This window comes from Fodinicola acaciae (genome assembly GCF_010993745.1).
GTDB lineage: Bacteria > Actinomycetota > Actinomycetes > Mycobacteriales > HKI-0501 > Fodinicola > Fodinicola acaciae.
In genome coordinates this window covers 2,634,429-2,651,769 of record NZ_WOTN01000001.1, presented here as the reverse complement: position 1 = coordinate 2,651,769, position 17,341 = coordinate 2,634,429, and the positions used below count along the sequence as shown (strand labels likewise).

20 protein-coding genes are annotated in these 17,341 nt (G+C 68.4%); 15 read left to right on the top strand and 5 right to left on the bottom strand.

From position 1 onward, the window contains the following. The first annotated feature begins 45 nt into the window (after window positions 1-45). Both GNX95_RS12370 and GNX95_RS12365 read left to right on the top strand, forming a co-directional pair. Window positions 46-426: a RidA family protein gene (locus tag GNX95_RS12370; RefSeq protein ID WP_343034833.1), complete on the top strand. Its 381-nt coding sequence runs from the start codon at window positions 46-48 to the stop codon at window positions 424-426. Beyond that, complete coding sequence (locus GNX95_RS12365; protein WP_222853535.1) at window positions 423-1,592, top strand: MFS transporter; 1,170 nt, start codon at window positions 423-425, stop codon at window positions 1,590-1,592. The genes GNX95_RS12370 and GNX95_RS12365 overlap by 4 nt, the downstream gene beginning before the upstream one ends. 474 nt (window positions 1,593-2,066) lie before the next feature. Here the strand turns inward: GNX95_RS12365 and GNX95_RS12360 are convergent, their stop codons facing one another. Then, window positions 2,067-2,579 (bottom strand): pyridoxamine 5'-phosphate oxidase family protein, encoded by a 513-nt coding sequence (locus GNX95_RS12360; protein WP_246281578.1) that lies wholly within the window; start codon window positions 2,577-2,579, stop codon window positions 2,067-2,069. 45 nt (window positions 2,580-2,624) lie between these two features. Beyond that, window positions 2,625-3,851: an MFS transporter gene (locus tag GNX95_RS12355; protein ID WP_187369626.1), complete on the bottom strand. Its 1,227-nt coding sequence runs from the start codon at window positions 3,849-3,851 to the stop codon at window positions 2,625-2,627. A 59-nt stretch (window positions 3,852-3,910) separates the two neighbouring features. Here GNX95_RS12355 and GNX95_RS12350 point away from each other — a divergent pair, with 59 nt between their 5' ends. After that, complete coding sequence (locus GNX95_RS12350; protein WP_163507233.1) at window positions 3,911-4,918, top strand: ArsR/SmtB family transcription factor; 1,008 nt, start codon at window positions 3,911-3,913, stop codon at window positions 4,916-4,918. A gap of 52 nt (window positions 4,919-4,970) precedes the next feature. Here GNX95_RS12350 and GNX95_RS12345 read toward each other — a convergent pair whose 3' ends face one another. Continuing rightward, window positions 4,971-5,507: a TetR/AcrR family transcriptional regulator gene (locus GNX95_RS12345; RefSeq protein WP_163507232.1), complete on the bottom strand. Its 537-nt coding sequence runs from the start codon at window positions 5,505-5,507 to the stop codon at window positions 4,971-4,973. A gap of 93 nt (window positions 5,508-5,600) precedes the next feature. On the opposite strand from GNX95_RS12345, the gene GNX95_RS12340 reads away from it, so the two are divergent. The 3 genes from GNX95_RS12340 (at window position 5,601) to GNX95_RS12330 (ending at window position 6,998) form a co-directional block, all read left to right on the top strand. Further along, window positions 5,601-5,972, top strand: coding sequence for an ester cyclase (locus GNX95_RS12340; RefSeq protein WP_163507231.1), 372 nt, complete (start codon window positions 5,601-5,603; stop codon window positions 5,970-5,972). Between the two features lie 173 nt (window positions 5,973-6,145). Then, the gene (locus tag GNX95_RS12335; RefSeq protein ID WP_163507230.1) at window positions 6,146-6,346 is read left to right on the top strand and encodes a hypothetical protein; all 201 of its coding nucleotides are present in this window, start codon (window positions 6,146-6,148) and stop codon (window positions 6,344-6,346) included. A gap of 100 nt (window positions 6,347-6,446) precedes the next feature. Then, the gene (locus tag GNX95_RS12330; RefSeq protein ID WP_163507229.1) at window positions 6,447-6,998 is read left to right on the top strand and encodes a dihydrofolate reductase family protein; all 552 of its coding nucleotides are present in this window, start codon (window positions 6,447-6,449) and stop codon (window positions 6,996-6,998) included. A 52-nt stretch (window positions 6,999-7,050) separates the two neighbouring features. On the opposite strand, the gene GNX95_RS12325 is transcribed toward GNX95_RS12330, so the two are convergent. Then, a complete protein-coding gene (locus GNX95_RS12325) occupies window positions 7,051-7,578 on the bottom strand; it encodes a hypothetical protein (RefSeq protein ID WP_163507228.1) in 528 nt (175 codons plus the stop codon). 226 nt (window positions 7,579-7,804) lie between these two features. Here GNX95_RS12325 and GNX95_RS12320 point away from each other — a divergent pair, with 226 nt between their 5' ends. Next, window positions 7,805-8,236 (top strand): SRPBCC domain-containing protein, encoded by a 432-nt coding sequence (locus GNX95_RS12320; RefSeq protein WP_163507227.1) that lies wholly within the window; start codon window positions 7,805-7,807, stop codon window positions 8,234-8,236. Between the two features lie 5 nt (window positions 8,237-8,241). After that, window positions 8,242-8,616 (top strand): ArsR/SmtB family transcription factor, encoded by a 375-nt coding sequence (locus GNX95_RS12315; protein WP_163507226.1) that lies wholly within the window; start codon window positions 8,242-8,244, stop codon window positions 8,614-8,616. Here the strand turns inward: GNX95_RS12315 and GNX95_RS12310 are convergent. Next, entirely contained in the window at window positions 8,578-9,378 is an 801-nt protein-coding gene (locus GNX95_RS12310) for an SDR family NAD(P)-dependent oxidoreductase (protein WP_163507225.1), read from the bottom strand. The genes GNX95_RS12315 and GNX95_RS12310 overlap by 39 nt on opposite strands. A 452-nt stretch (window positions 9,379-9,830) precedes the next feature. Here GNX95_RS12310 and GNX95_RS12305 point away from each other — a divergent pair, with 452 nt between their 5' ends. The 7 genes from GNX95_RS12305 to GNX95_RS12275 are packed head-to-tail and all read left to right on the top strand — an operon-like array spanning window position 9,831 to window position 17,268. Next, entirely contained in the window at window positions 9,831-10,175 is a 345-nt protein-coding gene (locus GNX95_RS12305) for an ArsR/SmtB family transcription factor (protein WP_163507224.1), read from the top strand. 4 nt (window positions 10,176-10,179) lie between these two features. Beyond that, window positions 10,180-10,677, top strand: coding sequence for an NADH-quinone oxidoreductase subunit B family protein (locus GNX95_RS12300; protein ID WP_163507223.1), 498 nt, complete (start codon window positions 10,180-10,182; stop codon window positions 10,675-10,677). Continuing rightward, window positions 10,674-12,683: a proton-conducting transporter transmembrane domain-containing protein gene (locus tag GNX95_RS12295; RefSeq protein ID WP_163507222.1), complete on the top strand. Its 2,010-nt coding sequence runs from the start codon at window positions 10,674-10,676 to the stop codon at window positions 12,681-12,683. The genes GNX95_RS12300 and GNX95_RS12295 overlap by 4 nt, the downstream gene beginning before the upstream one ends. Then, window positions 12,680-13,627, top strand: a complete 948-nt coding sequence (locus GNX95_RS12290; RefSeq protein WP_163507221.1) for a respiratory chain complex I subunit 1 family protein — start codon at window positions 12,680-12,682, stop codon at window positions 13,625-13,627. The genes GNX95_RS12295 and GNX95_RS12290 overlap by 4 nt, the downstream gene beginning before the upstream one ends. Before the next feature lie 25 nt (window positions 13,628-13,652). Then, on the top strand, window positions 13,653-14,327 hold the full coding sequence (locus GNX95_RS12285; protein ID WP_163507220.1) for a hypothetical protein: 675 nt from the start codon (window positions 13,653-13,655) through the stop codon (window positions 14,325-14,327). Next, entirely contained in the window at window positions 14,327-15,799 is a 1,473-nt protein-coding gene (locus tag GNX95_RS12280) for a proton-conducting transporter transmembrane domain-containing protein (RefSeq protein WP_163507219.1), read from the top strand. The genes GNX95_RS12285 and GNX95_RS12280 overlap by 1 nt, the downstream gene beginning before the upstream one ends. After that, complete coding sequence (locus tag GNX95_RS12275; protein WP_163507218.1) at window positions 15,796-17,268, top strand: hydrogenase large subunit; 1,473 nt, start codon at window positions 15,796-15,798, stop codon at window positions 17,266-17,268. Before GNX95_RS12280 ends, GNX95_RS12275 begins: the two co-directional genes overlap by 4 nt. The last annotated feature ends 73 nt before the right edge of the window (window positions 17,269-17,341 follow it).

Sequence of the window (17,341 nt, the reverse complement as noted above, 5' to 3'; positions counted from 1 at the left end):
GAGGATACTACCGGAGTAGTAAGCTCCTGCGGTACTACTTGAGTAGTGAGGAGTGGGCGGGTGCGCAGGCTCATCAGCAGCGGGTCACCGTGGGAGTCGACCTTCGGATACTCACGCGGCGTGATCACCGGGGACACCATGTTCGTCTCCGCCACGGCCGGTGACGGCGAGGACGTGTACGCCCAGACGCGCGACGCGTTGGCGACGATCGAGAAAGTCCTGACAGAGAACGGGTTTCGCATGGGCGATGTGGTGCAGAGTCGGCTCGCGGTGGCCGATTTCGACCATTGGCAGGATGCTGCTCGCGCTCACGGCGAGGTCTACAGCGAGATCCGTCCCGCGTTTGCGCTGGTGCACGTACTCCCATTCGTCGACGAGGCGATCCTCGTCGAGGTCGAGGCGGTGGCTGTCCGGGCCGGAGCGTGACCGGAACGACCGGCATTGGTGTGCGGCTGTCCGGCGTCGCGGTTGCGCTGCTCGCGGTCGCCGCCGGCGGCGCGATTGCCAACGACTACGCCTTGCAGCCGGCACTGGCCGCGATCGCCGCTGACCTGGGGGCGCCGCTGGCGCTGATCGCTCTCGTCGCCGCGGCCGCCATGGCCGGCTATCTGCTCGGATTGATACTGCTGGTTCCACTCGTGGACCGCGTCGGCGCCAGGACCCTGATCACCTCGCAACTGCTCGCACTAGGCGCCGCGCTGGTCGCGGCAGCGGCGGCGCCGGGGGCGGGTACGCTCATCGGCTGTTTCGTTGCCATCGGAGCCGCGACCACGGTGGCGGCGCAAGCCAGCGCGATCGTCGGGAAATACTCCGGCCCCACCCGCCGGGCCTATCGTATGGGTGCGGTGTCGGCGGGCATCTCGGCCGGGATTCTGCTGAGCCGGTTCGTCGGAGGACTGCTCACCGACGAGCTCGGGTGGCGCGCCGCACTGCTGGTGTTTGCCGCCTTCGCTGTTGTCTGCGCCATTGCCGCGGCGCCGTTGCTGCCGGCGCAGGTCCCTGAACGTCGAGTTGGTTATCTCAACTCGCTCCAGTCCCTGCCCGCACTGCTGCGCGACAGCCACGGCCTGCGCCGATCGACGGCAGCCGGGATGCTGTGGTTCTTCGCGTTCAACGTCGTCTGGGTCGGCCTGGTCATCTGCTTGGCCGCGCCGCCGTACGGTCAGAGTTCCGCCGCGATCGGCCTGTACAGCCTCGCGGGCGTCCTCGGCCTGGCCGTAACACGGCTCGCGGGACGTCTCGCCGACCGCTATGGCACCCGTGTGGTCATGACGACGGCGCTCACGACGGCGGCACTGTCCGCGCTCGCCCTGACAATCACACTCGGCCAACCCGGCTGGAGCGCCGTCACGCTCGCCCTCTTCGACGCGGGATGCTTCGCCGCCCAAGTCGCCAACCAAGCCCGCGTCGTCGCGATCGACCCCGAACGATCCGGCGCACTCAACGCCGCCTACCTCACCTGCTACTACGCCGCCGGAGCGACCGGGACCGCCATCGCCGGCACCCTCGCGGCAAACGCCGGATGGCCGGCCGTCACCCTGACCGTCACCGCAGCCGTCAGCGCAGCGGCGATCCTGACCAGAACCCGATGAGTAGGCACCCACTCATCCAGACACCGGCCGCGTGCGGCCGAGGTCACGTCGCCGCCCTGGTCCGGTGAGCAACGGGATTGTGCGACCATCCTGGCCGCGTACGTCCCTCCGCTACATCCGATAGGAACATGTCCGTGGGCGGCAGGTCGGGGCGTAACCCGCATTTCACAATCTGGAAGCTGTCGCCGCATCGACGGTGTTTCTTCACCGGCGTACGGTTGACCCCGGCCGGACGGCGGCGCTGGTGCGCTGCCGTCCGGCTGTGAACGGCACGTATTCGCGCTCGCGATGAGGCGACGATGGGCTCACGGATCGAGAAAAGGTCCTCGTATCCGGGAGCGATTGGTGGATGCCAGTCACACCAGGCAGTGATCTGTGGCTTCGCAAGCCGAGTCGGTGTAACCGGACGAGCCGCCGCGCGTACACCATCACGGCCGCGCCGGATCGTCACGACAACTACTCGCAGGTGGGTCTTTAGGTGTGCTGGCGCTGTTGTTGTTGCTGGATCAGTTGTTCGACGGCGGTGGGGAGGGTGGTTTCGAAGTCGATGAGTTTGGCCCAGGTGGGTGTTACCACGATTCGGACCATGCCGTTGTAGAGCGCTTTGACGCCGGCTTCCCATTCCACGCGTTGTTCTTGGGTCATCTGGAGTGCGCCGTTCATTTGCAGGTATTCGTCGGGGACGCCGTCGACGGCGTCGAGTTCGGCTCGGCCGCGGATGAGCAGGATTTTGGGTGGGTGCACTTCGGTGTCGATGGTGAGGGCGACCATGGGGTTGGCGCGCAGGCTTGGTAGTTTGGGCGCGTTGGTTGCGGTGCACATGACGATGTGCGTGCCGTTCCAGGTGAAACCGATCGGGATGCTGCGTGGTGTGCCGTCCGTGGCGACGTATGCCAGGCGGGTCAGGTCGCGATCCAACAGTTCCTGGCTGAGCGGCCTGTTGAGGATCTCGGTGACATCGTTGGGTTGCACGGTCGTTCCTTTCATTGTCGTTTCCATGGTTTCTTTCTTGCTCTCCGTCGGTGAGGTCGCTTATGGCGCGGAGAGTTCTTGTTGTTTCACTGATGTTTTCCGTTGGTCTGCGTTGCTGGCTCGGTCGGGTTGGGACAGCCGCAGACCGGGACCGAGTGCCGCGGTGACGGCGATCGATGCCACGGCCAGGACGGCCATGGTCGTGCCGGTGGGCAGCCACTGGGCGAGCAGGCCGGCGACGGTCGCGCCGACGGCTTGCATGATCTTCATGCCGGTCGCGTGCAGGCCCAGCGCGTGCCCGCGGATGCGCTCGCTGGTCAGCGCGACCAGCCGTTCCTGCAGCAGCAGCGTGGAGGCGAATCCGGTGGCGGCGACGGCGACGGCCACGGCGGCGACCGGCACGCTCAACGGCACCGCGAACAGCAGGTACGGGACCGCCAGCAGAAAACGCAACGGCGTGACCGACCAGCGCCGTATGGCCGGTGACAGGAATCGGCCGGCGGCGATGTCGCCGAGCAGCATTCCCAGCGCCGCGGCTACGAACAGAGCCGCGGCTGATTGTGGCGCGTACGGCACGAACAGTGCCTCGCATCCCACGACCAGGCCGTTGGGGATCCACATCGACAGGTAGACGGCTCGGCGAGCGCGGGTGGACAGGAGTTCGCGATTGACGTGCCAGGTGATCGCGACCGACGGTCGCCCCGACGCGCGTGCCGGCCGAGCGGCAAGAGCCAGCCGGAAGACCAGTGCCGCGCCGATCGCCAGCGCCGCACCGAGGACCAACGCCGCGCGCGCCGACATCACCGCAAGGACGACACCGCCCAACGCGAAACCCGCCAGCTGCATCACGCCGACGGCGACGTTGAGCGCGGACCGGCCCAGCACGTAGCCCCGCCGCGGGACGATCTCGCCAAGCAGCCCGTACTGGACACCAGCACCCAGCGAGCCGACCAGGCCCAGTACGAAGATCACCGCGAACATCGCCGGCAGTGGCATGCCCGGCGCCGCGAGGACCACGCCAGCCACCGCCGACGCGCAGGCGATCAGTGTCATCGCCGCCCGCGACGGCACACGGTCGGCCACCGACAGCAGCGTGGTCGCGCCGATCAGGTTCGCGAAGGACGGTCCGAACATCGCCAACGCCGCCAGCAATGGAGAGTCGGTGCGGTCGTACACCAACGTGGCCAATGCGATGCCGGTCAGCGTCGACGCGGCGACCTGCGCGCACGACCCGCCGAACAAGGCGGTGAACTCCGGTGTGCGGAACAACTCTCGGTACGTGCGCATGGCAGGAAGTGTCGGCAATCCAGCGCACCAACCAGTAATGTTTCGTACGGAGGCGAAACGTGGGGCTGTGGCTAGTCAACGCGGACGTCCTGGCCGGCAGCAGATTCCGGATATCAGCGCTGGCCGAGACGGTCGCGACGTTGAACGTGTTGATGGGCCGGCGGCCCAACCGCCCGGGTCAACTGGCTCACGTCAGTCAGTTGCGGGCGGCGTTCCAGCGGCGGATGGCCGACGATCCGGTCGGCCGCGCGTTCCTGGCCTGGGGCTTCCGGCCGGCGTGGTTGGTCGACTTCCTCTGTGTGCCACCGACCGAGCAGGAGCAGACCTTCGACGAAGAGCTCGACCGCATCCGCGGCGCCACACCGGCCGCACTACTAGCCGACCTGATGGCCGACACGGCCGCCGCCCACGACCCGACATTGCACGTACCAGACCTGGACGTACCGGACCTGCCAGACCGGATCGCCGAGGTGATGGAGTGGGTGTGGACCACCGCCGTCAAACCGGACTGGCAACGCCGCAAACGCGCCTTCGACGCGGACACGATCGCACGCATCCGCCGGCTGAGCACCGGCGGCTGGGCCGCCGCGCTGGACGACATGCGACCCAACATGCGCTGGCTCGGTGAGGGACGACTGCAGATCAACGCGTACGACTATCCACCCCAAGATCTCGCCGACGGCTCGCTGCTGTTCATCCCCATCACCGGCGCACACGGCTGGGTCGGCTGGCGCCTGCCGCACCTGTACTCGGTGGTCTACCCGTGCACCGGTCTGCTGGCCGGCGACACACCGACCGCACCACATGCCCTACGCCGGCTCATCGGCCCAGCACGCGCGACACTGCTCAGCCAACTGGGCAACCCAATGAGCACCACACAACTGGTCTCAGCGACCGGCTTCACTCTCGGCGCCGTCGGCAACCACCTCAAAATCCTCCTGGACGCCCAACTCGTACGCCGCCGCCGCGCCGGCCGATCCGTCCTCTACTACCGCACACCCGACGGCGACCGTCTCATCGCCGCAACCACCAACGACTCTCACACCACCGACGTCCCGTCCCGATGACCGGCAGAAGCACCTCGCCAACCCACCCGCACACAGAATGCTCGGCGGCCTTTTAGGCGCCGAGGCCGTCGATCAGCAGGGTGAGGCAGCGCTTGGCGTCGGCGGGGGTGGCGGCTTTGGCGATGGCGGTGAGCAACGTGATCAGTTCTGCTGTGGTCAGGTCCGGTCGGATGACGCCGGCGGCCTGCGCGTTGGCCAGCAGCGGTTTGGCGGCGGCGCGTACGATCTGGGGCCATTCGATGTGCCGAAGCTCGGAGTCAGCCATCGTCGCGGCTTCGAATGCCTCGCGGAGCCCGCGGCTGCCGTTGAGGAGCGAGATGACCGTCCGCAACCAGGTCACCAGGGCAGCGCCCGGGTCGCCGTCCGTGACCAGCGACGCGGCCACCGCGGGCAAGGTTCTCACCCGCTCGCCGTAGATCGCCTCCAGGATGGCCGCTCGGCTGGGAAAGTGCCGGTAGAGGGTCGCGTTACCGACCGACGCCGCTTTCGCGATGTCGTCGAGCGAGGCACCCACACCGTCCCGGTCAAAGGCGACCTCCCCTTCGGTCAGCAGCCGTTCGTAGTTGCGTTGCGCGTCGCGACGCGGCATCACACCACCCCTCTAGCCAAAACGGGGATGCTCCCCGTATGCTACCCGAACCAAAGCGGGGACAGTCCCCGATTTATTCGAAGGAGAGTCCAGATGAGCAGTCCTCTCACTCCCGGCGAGGTGGTCGACGCGATCATCGCCGGCCGGGCGCGAGGAGACCTGGACACCTCGCTCCAGTACGTCGCCGAGACCTCGATCGACCAGGGTGAGGTATTCACCCGGCAGGACTGGCGGACGAAATGGGAACGCATCGTCGCCGGCGTCCCGGATTGGCAGATCACCCTGGAGAACAGCGTCGAAACCGGCGAATGGGTGTGCAACCGCTACACGATCAGCGGCACGCACACCGGTGACTTCTTCGGCCGGCCACCGACCGGCCGGCGGTTTCGGATCAACGCCATGGACATGGTCCGAGTACGCGACGGACAGCTGATCGAACACTGGGCCTTCGGCGACTCGTTCTGACATCCGTGTCGGATGGCGCTGACAGCGTTGCCCAAATAGCCGCCTCCGTGTGGCGTTTGGGGCCACGCGCCGCCGTCTTCGCGCCAAATGTTCGTGACGGCTCCCGGTCGCTCCAGCCCTGTTCGAGTCGGCGATCGCGGCGTCGTCGAGGTGCGCGACCGGCGGGTCGCTTGGTGGGATCGCGTGGACGGCGGCCACTGCTCTGGTCATGTTGGCGCTCGCGTACGCGAAGGCCCACGGTCATCGGCGCCGGGCAACGCCTGTTCGGCGACAACACCTTCGATCTCGACCTCGCCAGGACCACGGCGTTCGGCGACGGTGTCCTGTACGTGGTCTACACACCGGTCGGCCAACTGGCCACTGGAGGACGATGAGTTTCTCGCCGCGCTGGAGTCTGCCTGCCTGGGTGCGGTCGTACCGAGCTTGACCGCCTGCTGGGAACGTCCCAGCACGACAACGAAACTGGAGAACGACATGCGCAAGCTGATCCTGGGATTCTACGTCTCGCTCGACGGCAAGAGCGCCGACGGCGACAACGGAATCCGGGACGTCATGATGTCGATCGACGACCCCGAACAGGAGGAATACTTCGTCGACCAGCTGTGGGAGGCTGGCGCTTTCCTGATGGGCCGCAACACCTACGAGGCCATGGCCGGATTCTGGCCGAACAGCGACCATCCCTCGGCCAAGGCCATGAACGAGATCCCCAAGGTGGTGTTCTCCCGTACGCTCGCCACCGCCGACGACTGGCCCGAAACCAGGATCGCCAGCGGCGACACCGTCGAGGAGATCGCCAAGCTCAAGGCCGAGCCAGGTAAGGACCTGGTCGCCGCCGGCGGCACCGCGTTCATGCACTCACTGATCAGGCTCGGCGTGGTCGACGAATACCGCCTGTGGGTGCTCCCCGCCGCCACCGGCAAAGGCGCGGCACTGTTCCCGGAACTGGACCAGGCCCTGCGGCTGCGTCTGGTGAAAAGCACCGCCTTCTCCAGCGGGGTCCTCGAGCTGCGCTATGTGCCGAACTGATCGGTGGTCCCGGACCCGTTCGGCTGCACTGGAATTTTCGCCGTGACGTTTGTCAGGGCAGGGTCGGGGCGATCTCGCGCCATTCGGCGAGTTCGTGGAGTAATTCGTCGTCCTCGATCTGTGGTGCGAGCCCCACTGCGGCGACTACCAGGATGCGGATGCGGCGCAGCTTTCTTATCTTTGGCGCGTCCTTGACTCGCAACGACCATCGCGTCGCGGCCACCTCGGCCGGTGACATCCCGACGAGCGAGAGACAACGGCGGGCGGCGCTGTCTGGCCGCAGGCTCGGCGGCCGATCATCGGCGGCCAGGCTGCGGCACAGCCACGCTTGCCGGGTCGCCACTTCTTGCGCGTCCAGTGCACCGGTCTCGAGCGCGGCCTCCAGGGCGTTCATGGACAGTTCCGCCCACGACCGCCGGTGCGCATCGGGCATTGCGGGACCGGTCGCGCGCAGCGTGACGTGCTGGATCACGCCGAGCCACCAGTTGGCTCCGGCATTGGGTGGCCGCATGGCCAACAGGCCTGAGCGTCGGGACGCTGGGTCGGCGAGGCGCAGCGTGTTGAGTGCGTCCGTCTCCACGGACCGGATTCCTCTCCGAGGTGTCAGGCACACCGTAGTGGTCCACGCGGACGCACGCCTTTCGGTGACCGTGGCCAGTGCGAAGGGAGTGCACGTCATGGGTCTGGGCGAGAACATCGGCAACAAAGACAGAGGAACTGGCCGGCAAGGCCAAGGCGATGCGCCGGAGATCCCGGTCTATCCTTTGCAAGTGACCACTTGCAGGTGAGGTCGGGAGGCGGTGCGCGTGGACGACGCGATCGAGCAGACGATCACCATCGAGGCTGGGTTGGATCGGGTGTGGGAGTTGGTCACCGAGCCCGGTTGGTGGGTGCCGTCGGACGGTGCGGTCGTCAGTACGCGCGCGGCGGGGGAGCGGGTCGTGCGTGAGAGCGCGCAGTGGGGCCGGTTCATCGTCGAGGTGGCGCGGATCCGGCCGCGCAGCTATGTCGCGTTCCGTTGGGCGAGCGCCTTTCCCGGTGCGGAGCCGGTGCCGGGCCGGTCCACTTTGGTGGAGTTCTTCGTGACCGAACGCCCCGGTGGGGTCGAGGTTCGGTTGGTGGAGAGTGGTTTCACCGCGTTGGACCTGCCGGCGCAGGGGCGTGGTTCGGCTCGGGAGGGCAACGTCGGCGGGTGGCGGGAGCAACTGGCCGGTCTGGCCGCACGGGCGCGGGCGTAACGCTCATGATCGGTCCGGATGAGCACGTCGGCGTCATCTTCGCGGCGTTGGCGGACCCCACCCGGCGGCGTCTGCTGGAGTTGTTGGAGGCGAGCCCGGACTCCAGCGCGACGACACTGGCGGCGCGCCTGCCGGTGACCCGGCAGGCGGTCGTCCAGCATCTGACCGTGTTGGGCGGTGCCGGTCTGGTCGCCAGTCGCAAGGTCGGCCGGCAGGTGCTGTTCACCGTCCAGCCGTACGCGCTGGGGATCGCCGCGTCCTGGCTGACGGCGCGTACGCGGGCGTGGCAGCGCAGCCTGCAGGCGCTCAAGTACGCCGCCGAAACGGGGAAGGCGACTGCGTCACAGGATCGACCGGATGATGCCGCCGTCGACCCGTAGTGCCGCGCCGGTGATCCCGGATGCCTGTGGGGAGGCCAAAAACACGATGAAATTGGCGACCTCGTCGGGCTGGAGGAACCTCCGCAGCAGCGACGAGGATCCCGGCCCGGTGAAGTAGTCGCGACCGAACTGTTCGAAGGTTCCATCCATCGGCGGATCGATCGACAGGTATTTCTCCTCGGTCATGGTCGGCCCGGGAACGAACGAGTTGACCGTGACGCCGCGCCCGGCGGCGATCTCGGCGAACCCCCTGGACAGGCCCAGCATTGCCGACTTGCAGGTGAGCCAGGCGGTCATTGTGTCCAGCGAGGGCGCGGCCGGACTGTAGCTGCAGGTCAGGCCGGCGCCGAAGAGCATCCGACCCCAGCCGCGGTCGATCATGCGGGCCAGATGGTGCCGCCCCAACAACATGCCAGCCGTGAGGTAGATGTCCAGCTGCGCGCGCCATTCGGCGAGGCTGATGTCGAACACCGACGTCGAGTGCGTCGGACCGGCGTTGCTGACCAGGATGTCGACGTCCGGGACCGCGTCGATGAGATCGGACACCGCGTCCGGATCCTCCAGTCGCGCGCTGTGCCCGGCGACGTCGCTGCCCGGTACGTCCTGTCGGAGGCGATCCACCGCGCCGCTCACGGTCTCGTCGCTGCTGCCGTGTACGACGACGCGAGCACCGGCCACCGCCAGTGCCTTCGCGGTCGCGTAGCCCATCCCCGAAGTGGACCCGGTGACCAGTGCGGTCTTCGACACCAAATCGATATGCATCCGTCCTCCTTTGTCGCTCGCCGCAGTGCAAGTTCATACTTGCACATTGAAGCGCGGATGTGAAAGTCGGTCCTTGCAGGTGTTGAGGGGGCGGACCTCAGGTCAGATGAACAGCGAAAACTGCGAATGTGCTGGCAAGACCTTCGGCGTTCGGCGAGTCTTGGCCGTCCTCCGTACGCATCCAACGGGGTGCGCCTGGCTGAAGTGATCAGCATCCAGACCGATCACACGGAGCGCCGTGGCGAGGCGATCGGTTGGACATCAGCCCGCATCAGTTCCGGCGCGCCATCCTCGAATCCGCCGTTCACGGTCGCGTCGGTTGTAAGGAGTTGCTAAAGTTCGCAGTTGCTGAGTATTGCGATGCCGTGGCGCGTTGGTTTCTCGTACGGCTGCGACGCGGAAGGATCGCCGCATGAGGACATGGATGGCCACGGGTCCCACTGGAGGCGCGGATGAGTAGGCCTCTGTACCAGCTGAAGGCGGAGTTTTTCAAGACGCTCGGACATCCGGCGCGGATCCGGGTGCTGGAGTTGCTCAGCGAGCGCGAGCACGCGGTCGCGGAGATGTTGCCGGAGGTGGGGATCGAGGCGGCGAACCTGTCGCAGCACCTGGCGGTGTTGCGGCGTGCCGGGCTGGTGGTGACGCGCAAGGAGGGTGCGACGGTTTTCTATTCGTTGACCAGTGCTCATGTCGCGGAGTTGCTGGCGGTGGCGCGGACGATCCTGACGACGGTGTTGACCGGTCAGGTGGAGCTGCTGGAGGACCTGCGCAAGCCGGCGTCCGGAGCGCGCAAGTAGCGAAATGGGGAGACAGACGAGCGTGTGGGGTTTGTGGCGCAAGATCCGCCGGACGGGACGGGTGGCCGAGCCGGCTCCACCACCTGTTGAGGCGTTGCCGGCCGCGGCGAGCCTCGGCGGGTCGGTGCAGGTACGGCACGTGGACGCCGGTTCCTGTAACGGGTGTGAGGTGGAGATCGGGTCGGCGTTCGGCCCGGTGTACGACGCCGAGCGGTACGGTGCGCGGCTGGTGGCGTCGCCGCGGCACGCGGATGCTCTGCTGGTGACCGGGCCGGTGACGCGCAACATGGCGGTGCCACTGCGGCGTACGTACGAGGCGGTGCCGGCTCCGAAACTGGTGGTCGCGGTTGGCGACTGCGCTCGCAACTGCGGGGTGTTCGCCGGCGCGTACGGTGTGGCCGGTGCGGTTGGTGACGTGGTGCCGGTCGATGTCGAGGTGCCGGGTTGTCCACCGCGGCCGGAGGCGATCACCGCTGCGTTGCGCCAGCTGACCGGTCGATGAGCCTGGCCGGAGCGGCGCTGGGGATAGCGCTGGCGGCAGGCGTGGTGGCGTCCGTCGCCGGAATCGTGTGCCCGGCCGGCCTGCGTACGAAACTGGTCGGTTTTGCTACGGCCGTCTGCGGCCTGGCCGCGGTGGTCGCCGGCATCGCCGCCGTCACGGGTCATGGTTTTTCGTTGTCGTTGCCGGGATTGCTGCCGCTGGCCGGAGTGCGGCTGGGGTTGGATCCGCTGGGTGGGTTGTTCGTCGCGGTGACCGGTGGGGTGGCGGTGGCGGCCGCGGTGTACGGGATCTCGTACGCCGGTCACGGGGTGGACGGCCGGCCGGTGCAGGCGGTTTTCCCGTTGTTCGTGGCCTCGATGCTGGTGGTGCCGGCGGCCGCGAACGTGAGCACGTTGCTGGTCTGCTGGGAGTTGATGGCGCTGACGTCGCTGCTCCTGGTGCTGGCCGAGCATCGGCTGCGGCCGAGCGTGGCGCGTGCGGGCCTTTGGTATGCGGTCATGACCCAGCTCGGCCTGGTCGCGATCCTGGCCGGCCTGATGGTGCTGGTCGGCCGCGCCGGCGACGACTCGTACGCGGCGCTGCGGGTCGCCGGCCGGCAGCTGCCGCCCACGCTGGCGGCGATTGTCTTTGTCGCGACGTTGGCCGGGTTCGGGTCGAAGGCGGGGATCGTGCCGCTGCACGCGTGGCTGCCGCGCGCGCATCCGGAGGCGCCGAGTCACGTGTCGGCGTTGATGTCGGCGGCGATGGTGAATCTCGGGGTGTACGGGATCGTGCGGGTCGGGGTGGATCTGCTCGGTGGCGGGCCGGCGTGGTGGTGGCTGGTGGTGCTCGTGCTGGGTGCGGTGTCGGCGGTGTACGGGATCCTGCAGGCCGCGGTGAGTACGGATGTGAAGCGGTTGCTGGGATATTCGACGACCGAGAACCTCGGCCTGGTGCTGGTCGGGGTCGGTGCGGCAGGCCTGTTCGCGGCGACCGGACATCGCGAGTTGGCCGGCTTGGCGATGGCGGCCGCGCTGCTGCACGTGGTGAACCATGCCGCGTTCAAGACGTTGTTGTTCCTGGCGGCCGGTTCGGTCGTACGCGCCGCCGGCACGCGTGATCTGGATGCTCTTGGCGGACTGCGAACCGGGATGCCGGTCACGACGGCGGCTTTCGGGTTGGGTGCGCTGGCCGCGTCGGCGTTGCCGCCGGGTACGGCGTTCGTGAGCGAATGGCTGCTGTTGCAGGCATTGATCCACGGCCTGCCGTCATCCGGCGTGGCCACCGCGATCATGCTGCCGGTCGCGGTCGCCGCGGTGGCGCTGACCGCCGGGTTGGCGGTGGCCACGTTCGTCAAGGCGTTCGGCGTCGGCTTCCTTGCCAAGCCTCGAAGTCCGGCCGCCGCGGCGGCCTCGGAGAGCCCGCCGAGCATGCTCGCCGGGATGGCGCTGGCCGGCATCGGCTGTGTCGTACTGGCGCTGGCACCGGGCCTCGTACTTCCCGCGTTGGGGCCGGTCGCGGCGCCGGCCGCCGGTGGCCTGCTGACCCTGCGGTTGGCTGCGGTGGCCGGCTCACTTTCCCCGTTTCTGCTGGCCATCGCGCTGCTCGCCGGTGCGCTCGCGGTGGTCGGCGCCGTACGGTCGCTGACCGGTTGGCGGGCGCAGCGTCATCGTCGGGTAGCCGCGCGGTTGTGGGATTGCGGTGGCGGACCGTTGTCGGCGCGGATGGAGTACACCGCGACCTCGTTCGCGGAGCCGTTGCAGCGGGTGTTCGACAACGTGCTGCGGCCCGAGGTGGACGTGGACGTCACCCACCACCTCGAATCCGCGTATTTGGTGCGAGCGGTGGAGTTCCGGCGGCGCGTGCCGGACCGGATCGAGCATCGGCTGTACGAGCCGGTCATCGCCGCCGTACGCGCGTGGGGACGGGCCGGCCGGCGGTTGGCGACCGGCAGCGTGCACCGCTATCTCGGCTACGGGTTCTACGCGGTGACCGGGCTGTTGATCGTCCTGGCGGTCACCCGATGAGCGCGTTGGGGGTCCTCGGAGGAGTGCTGCAGGTGGCCGTCGTGGTCGCCGGCTCGCCGCTGCTGGTCGGGGTGATGCGTCAGGTACGGGCCCGGATGGAGGGCCGCGCCGGCGCCGGTGTAGGGCAGCCGTGGCGCGACATCCGGAAGCTGCTGGGAAAAGAGCCGATCCGGCCGCGCGGCACCAGCGTCCTGTTCGTCGCGGCGCCGGTGGTGTTGATGGCCAGCACGTTGGTGGTCGCGGCGGTGGCCCCGTTCGTGACGGTGGCCTCCGCGCTGGATCCGGTCGCGGACTTGTTCGCGGTGGTCGCGTTGCTGGCGGCTGGAACGGTCGCGCTGGCGCTGGCCGGGCTGGACACCGGCACGGCGTTCGGCGGGATGGGCGCCAGCCGGGAGATGACGATCATCGCGCTGGTCGAGCCGACCCTGTTGGTGGCGATTTTCGCGCTGTCCGTACGGATCGGGTCGACCAACCTGGCGACGATCGTGTCCGGGACGCTGGCCGACCCGGCCAAGGTGGTGTCGCCGGCCAGCCTGCTCGCCGCGGTGGCGCTGGTGGTGGTGATCATCGCCGAGACCGGCCGGCTGCCGGTGGACAACCCGGCCACGCACCTGGAGCTGACGATGGTGCACGAGGCGATGATCCTGGAATACGCCGGCCCCGATCTGGCGCTGGTGGAGCTGGCCTCGGCGATGCGGCTGACCGTCTTCCTGGGGCTGCTGGCCAATCTCTTCCTGCCGGCCGGTATCGCCACCGGTCTGGCGCCGCTGGCCCTGGTGGTGGGGATGGCCGCGTTCGCGGCCAAGGTGACCGCGCTCGGCGTGCTGCTGGCCGCGGCCGAGGTTTTCTGGGCCAAACTGCGGCTTTTCCGGGTCCCTGAGCTGCTGGCCGGGTCGTTCCTGCTCGCGCTGCTTGCCGTCGCCGCGTCGTTTTTCCTGACATGACCACGATCCTGAGGAGGAGCGCGCGGTGAGCGACGCGCTGTACGTGCAGCTGCTCGACCTGGCCTGCGGCGGGTTGTTGCTGACCGCGGTGCTGGTGCTCTGGCGCCGCGAGCTGCCGGTGATCATCCGGGTGTTCGCCGCGCAAGGCGTCGCGCTGGCCGGCGTCGTCGCCGTTCTGGCCGGCCGGCAGCGCTCGCTGGAGCTCGGACTTTTGGCCGCTGGCCTGCTGATTCTGCGCGCCGGCGTGCTGCCGTGGTTGCTCCGCCGCGCGCTGGTCACCGGTGACAGCAACCGCGACAGGGCCGCGCGCGAGACCCGGCCGCTGGTCAACGTGGCCGCCTCGCTGTTGGCCGCGGCGGTGCTGACGATGATCGCGTACGCGGTGTCGCAGCCGCTGGTCGCGTTGGCGCCGTCGCCTGCCACCCGCGCCGCTCCGGTCGGGCTGACCGTCGCGCTGATCGGGTTCTTCGTCCTGGTGACCCGCCGTCGCGCGCTGTCGCAGCTGGTCGGCTTTCTGTTGATGGACAACGGAATCACCGCGATCGGGTTCCTCACCACCAGCGGCGTGCCGCTGCTGGTGGAGCTGGGCGTCTCGCTGGACGTACTGATGGCCGTGCTGGTCCTGCAGATCCTGGCGACCCGGATGCGGGACACCTTCGGCGATACCGATCTGGACGAGTTGCGGGAGCTGCACGACTGATGATCAGCCTGCTGTATCTCGCCTTTCCGCTGCTGGGGTGCCTGACGTACGCCGCGGCGGGGTGGCGCCGGTGCACCGCGCCGGTCGGCGCCGTCGCCGCGGCCGGCATGCTGGCGACCGGAATCGCGGCCGCTGTGCTGGTCGCTCGGACCGGCCCGCGGATGGCGGTAGCGGGGTTGCTGCGGGTGGACGCGTTGAGCGCGCACATGCTGATCGTGATCGGCGCGGTCGCGCTGCTGGCCACCGCGGCCAGCCCGGCCTGGCTGCGAGCCGAGATCGCCGCCGGACGTGCCACGGCCCGTACGGCCAGCCGGCATTCGTTGCTGGTGCAGGCATTTCTGGCCGCGATGGCGCTGGCGGTGGTGGCGGCCAGCCTCGGCATGCTGTGGGTGGCGATCGAGGCGACCACCATCGTGACCGCGTTTCTGGTGGGACAGCGGCGAAGTCGGGCCGCGGTCGAAGCCGCGTGGAAATACGTGGTGATCTGCTCGGTCGGCATTGGCTTGGCGTTGCTGGGAATTATCCTGCTCAATTACGCCTCTGGGCACACCGGTCATCCGGCCGGACTGGACTGGGTCGGGCTCGCCAGCAGTGCGCATTCGCTGGATCCGGGGGTGACACGGATCGCGGCTGCGTTGCTGATCGTGGGTTTTGGCACCAAAGCCGGGTTGGTGCCGCTGCACGCCTGGCTTCCGGACGCGCACAGCCAGGCGCCGGCACCGGTGTCCGCGTTGATGTCCGGCGTCCTGCTGTCGGTCGCTTTTTACGCGATTCTGCGGGTAAAAGTCGTCGCCGACGGCGCACTCGGCGTCGCGTTCACCCGTACGCTGCTGGTGGTCATCGCGCTGCTGACGCTCGCCGTCGCCGCGTCGCTTTTGCTCGCACAGCGGGATTACAAGCGGATGCTGGCCTATTCCAGCATCGAACACCTGGCGATCCTCGCGCTCGGCGCGGCGGCCGGCAGCCAGCTCGCGTTGGCCGCCGTACTGCTGCACATTCTCGGACACGGGCTGGCCAAGTCGGTACTTTTCCTTGCCTCCGGCCACATTCTGCAGTCGACCGGCACCAGCCTGGTTGACCGCGTACGAGCATTGGCGGCCCGGCAACCGCTGGTCGCCGGTTGCGTCGGGCTCGGCGTGCTGGCACTGGTCGGGTTCCCGCCGTTCAGCCTGTTCGCCAGCGAGCTCGGCATCGTACGGGCCGGATTCGGCAGCGGCCTGGCCGTACCGATCGCCATCGCCTTGGTGCTCGTACTCGTCATCGCCGCGGCGCTTTTCGCTCACACCGGCCGAATGCTGCTCGGCGCCGCACCGGCCGGTCCCGGCGCGGCGACCCTACCCGTACGGACACCGGCTGGTACGGCCGTCCCGCTGGTCGCCGGCCTGCTCGCTTGCGCGGCACTCGGCATCGCCGCCGGACCGCTCGGATCGCTGCTGCGGCTGGCCGCCACGGTCGCCGGGGGCACCGGGTGACTCGCCTTGTATCGCAGGAAATCCGGCCGGACGACCTGGTCGGGACGGCCGGCGAGCTGCTGGCCGGCGGATTCCGGGTCGCCTTGATCGCCGGCCACGACGACGGTCCGTTCGGCCTGCGCGCGGTTTACCTGTTCACCGCGGCCGCGGGGGATCGGCGGGTCGAATTGCACGTACGGCTGGACCGTACGCACCCGCACCTGCCAAGCCTGGCCGCGCTGTCGTTTCCGGCCGGCCGGTTCGAGCGGGAGATGCACGACCTCTACGGGATCGTCCCGGACAACCACCCGCTTCCGCAGCGGTTGGTGCGACATTTCCATTGGCCGACCAATTGGCATCCGATGCTGGCCGACGCCGGCGAGCCACCGGAATTCGGCGACCAGGACGGTCCGTACCCGTTCCGGACGGTGGAAGGCCCCGGTGTCTACGAAATTCCGGTCGGTCCGGTGCATGCCGGGTTGATCGAGCCGGGTCATTTCCGGTTCTCCGTCGTCGGCGAAACCATTCTCAACCTCAAGGCCCGGCTCTGGTTCGTCCACAAAGGACTGGAGAAACTGTTCCACGGCCGCCGGCCCGAGCACGGCATCGAGATCGCCGAACGGGTCAGCGGCGACACCTCGGTCGGCCACACGCTGGCGTACTGCCTGGCCGTCGAGGACGCGCAAGGCATCCCGGTGCCGGTGGCGCATCGGCGGACCCGCGCGATCCTGCTGGAACTGGAACGCATTTACAACCACGTCACCGACATCGGCGCCATCTGCAACGACACCGGCCACGGCATTCTCAACGCACACGCCGGGCGGATCCGCGAACAACTGTTGCGGCTCAACGACACCGTCACCGGTCACCGGCTGCTGCGCGGCGCGATCCATCCCGGCGGCGCCACCGTCCAGCAATCGCCGGACGTCGCCGTCCTGCGGGCCATCGGCGCCGATGTCGCCGAGGTCGTCGACCTGGCGCTCGGTCACAGCGTCGTACGTGACCGGCTCGCCGGCACCGCCGTACTGACCGGCCAGCAGGCGGCCGACCTCGGCGCGCTCGGCTATGTCGCGCGGGCCAGCGGCCTGGCCGTCGACGCTCGTCGCGACCATCCCGTAGCCGGCCTGGAATTCCGGCCGGCGACGCACACCCAGACCGGTGGTGACGTGCTGGCCCGTTTTACCGTACGCGCCGAGGAAATCAGCGCCTCCATCGACTACATCGGGCAACTGCTGGACGAACAACCTCCAGACCTGGATCGCGCCGATCGGCCGGCACGGTCAGGAGTCGGAATCGTGGAGGGTTGGCGCGGCACCATCGTGCACCGCGTCGAACTCGACGAGGAAGGGACGCTGACCCGGGTCAAGATCGTCGACCCGAGCTTCTTCAACTGGCCGGCGCTGCCGGTCGCGCTGACCGACACGATCGTCCCGGACTTTCCGTTGACCAACAAGAGTTTCAACCTCTCGTACGCGGGGAACGACCTCTGACACGTTGCGGCGGCCCGACTCCTGCCGCGGAGTTGGTCGCTTCATTGACCGCGGACATGGTAGGTGCCCCATG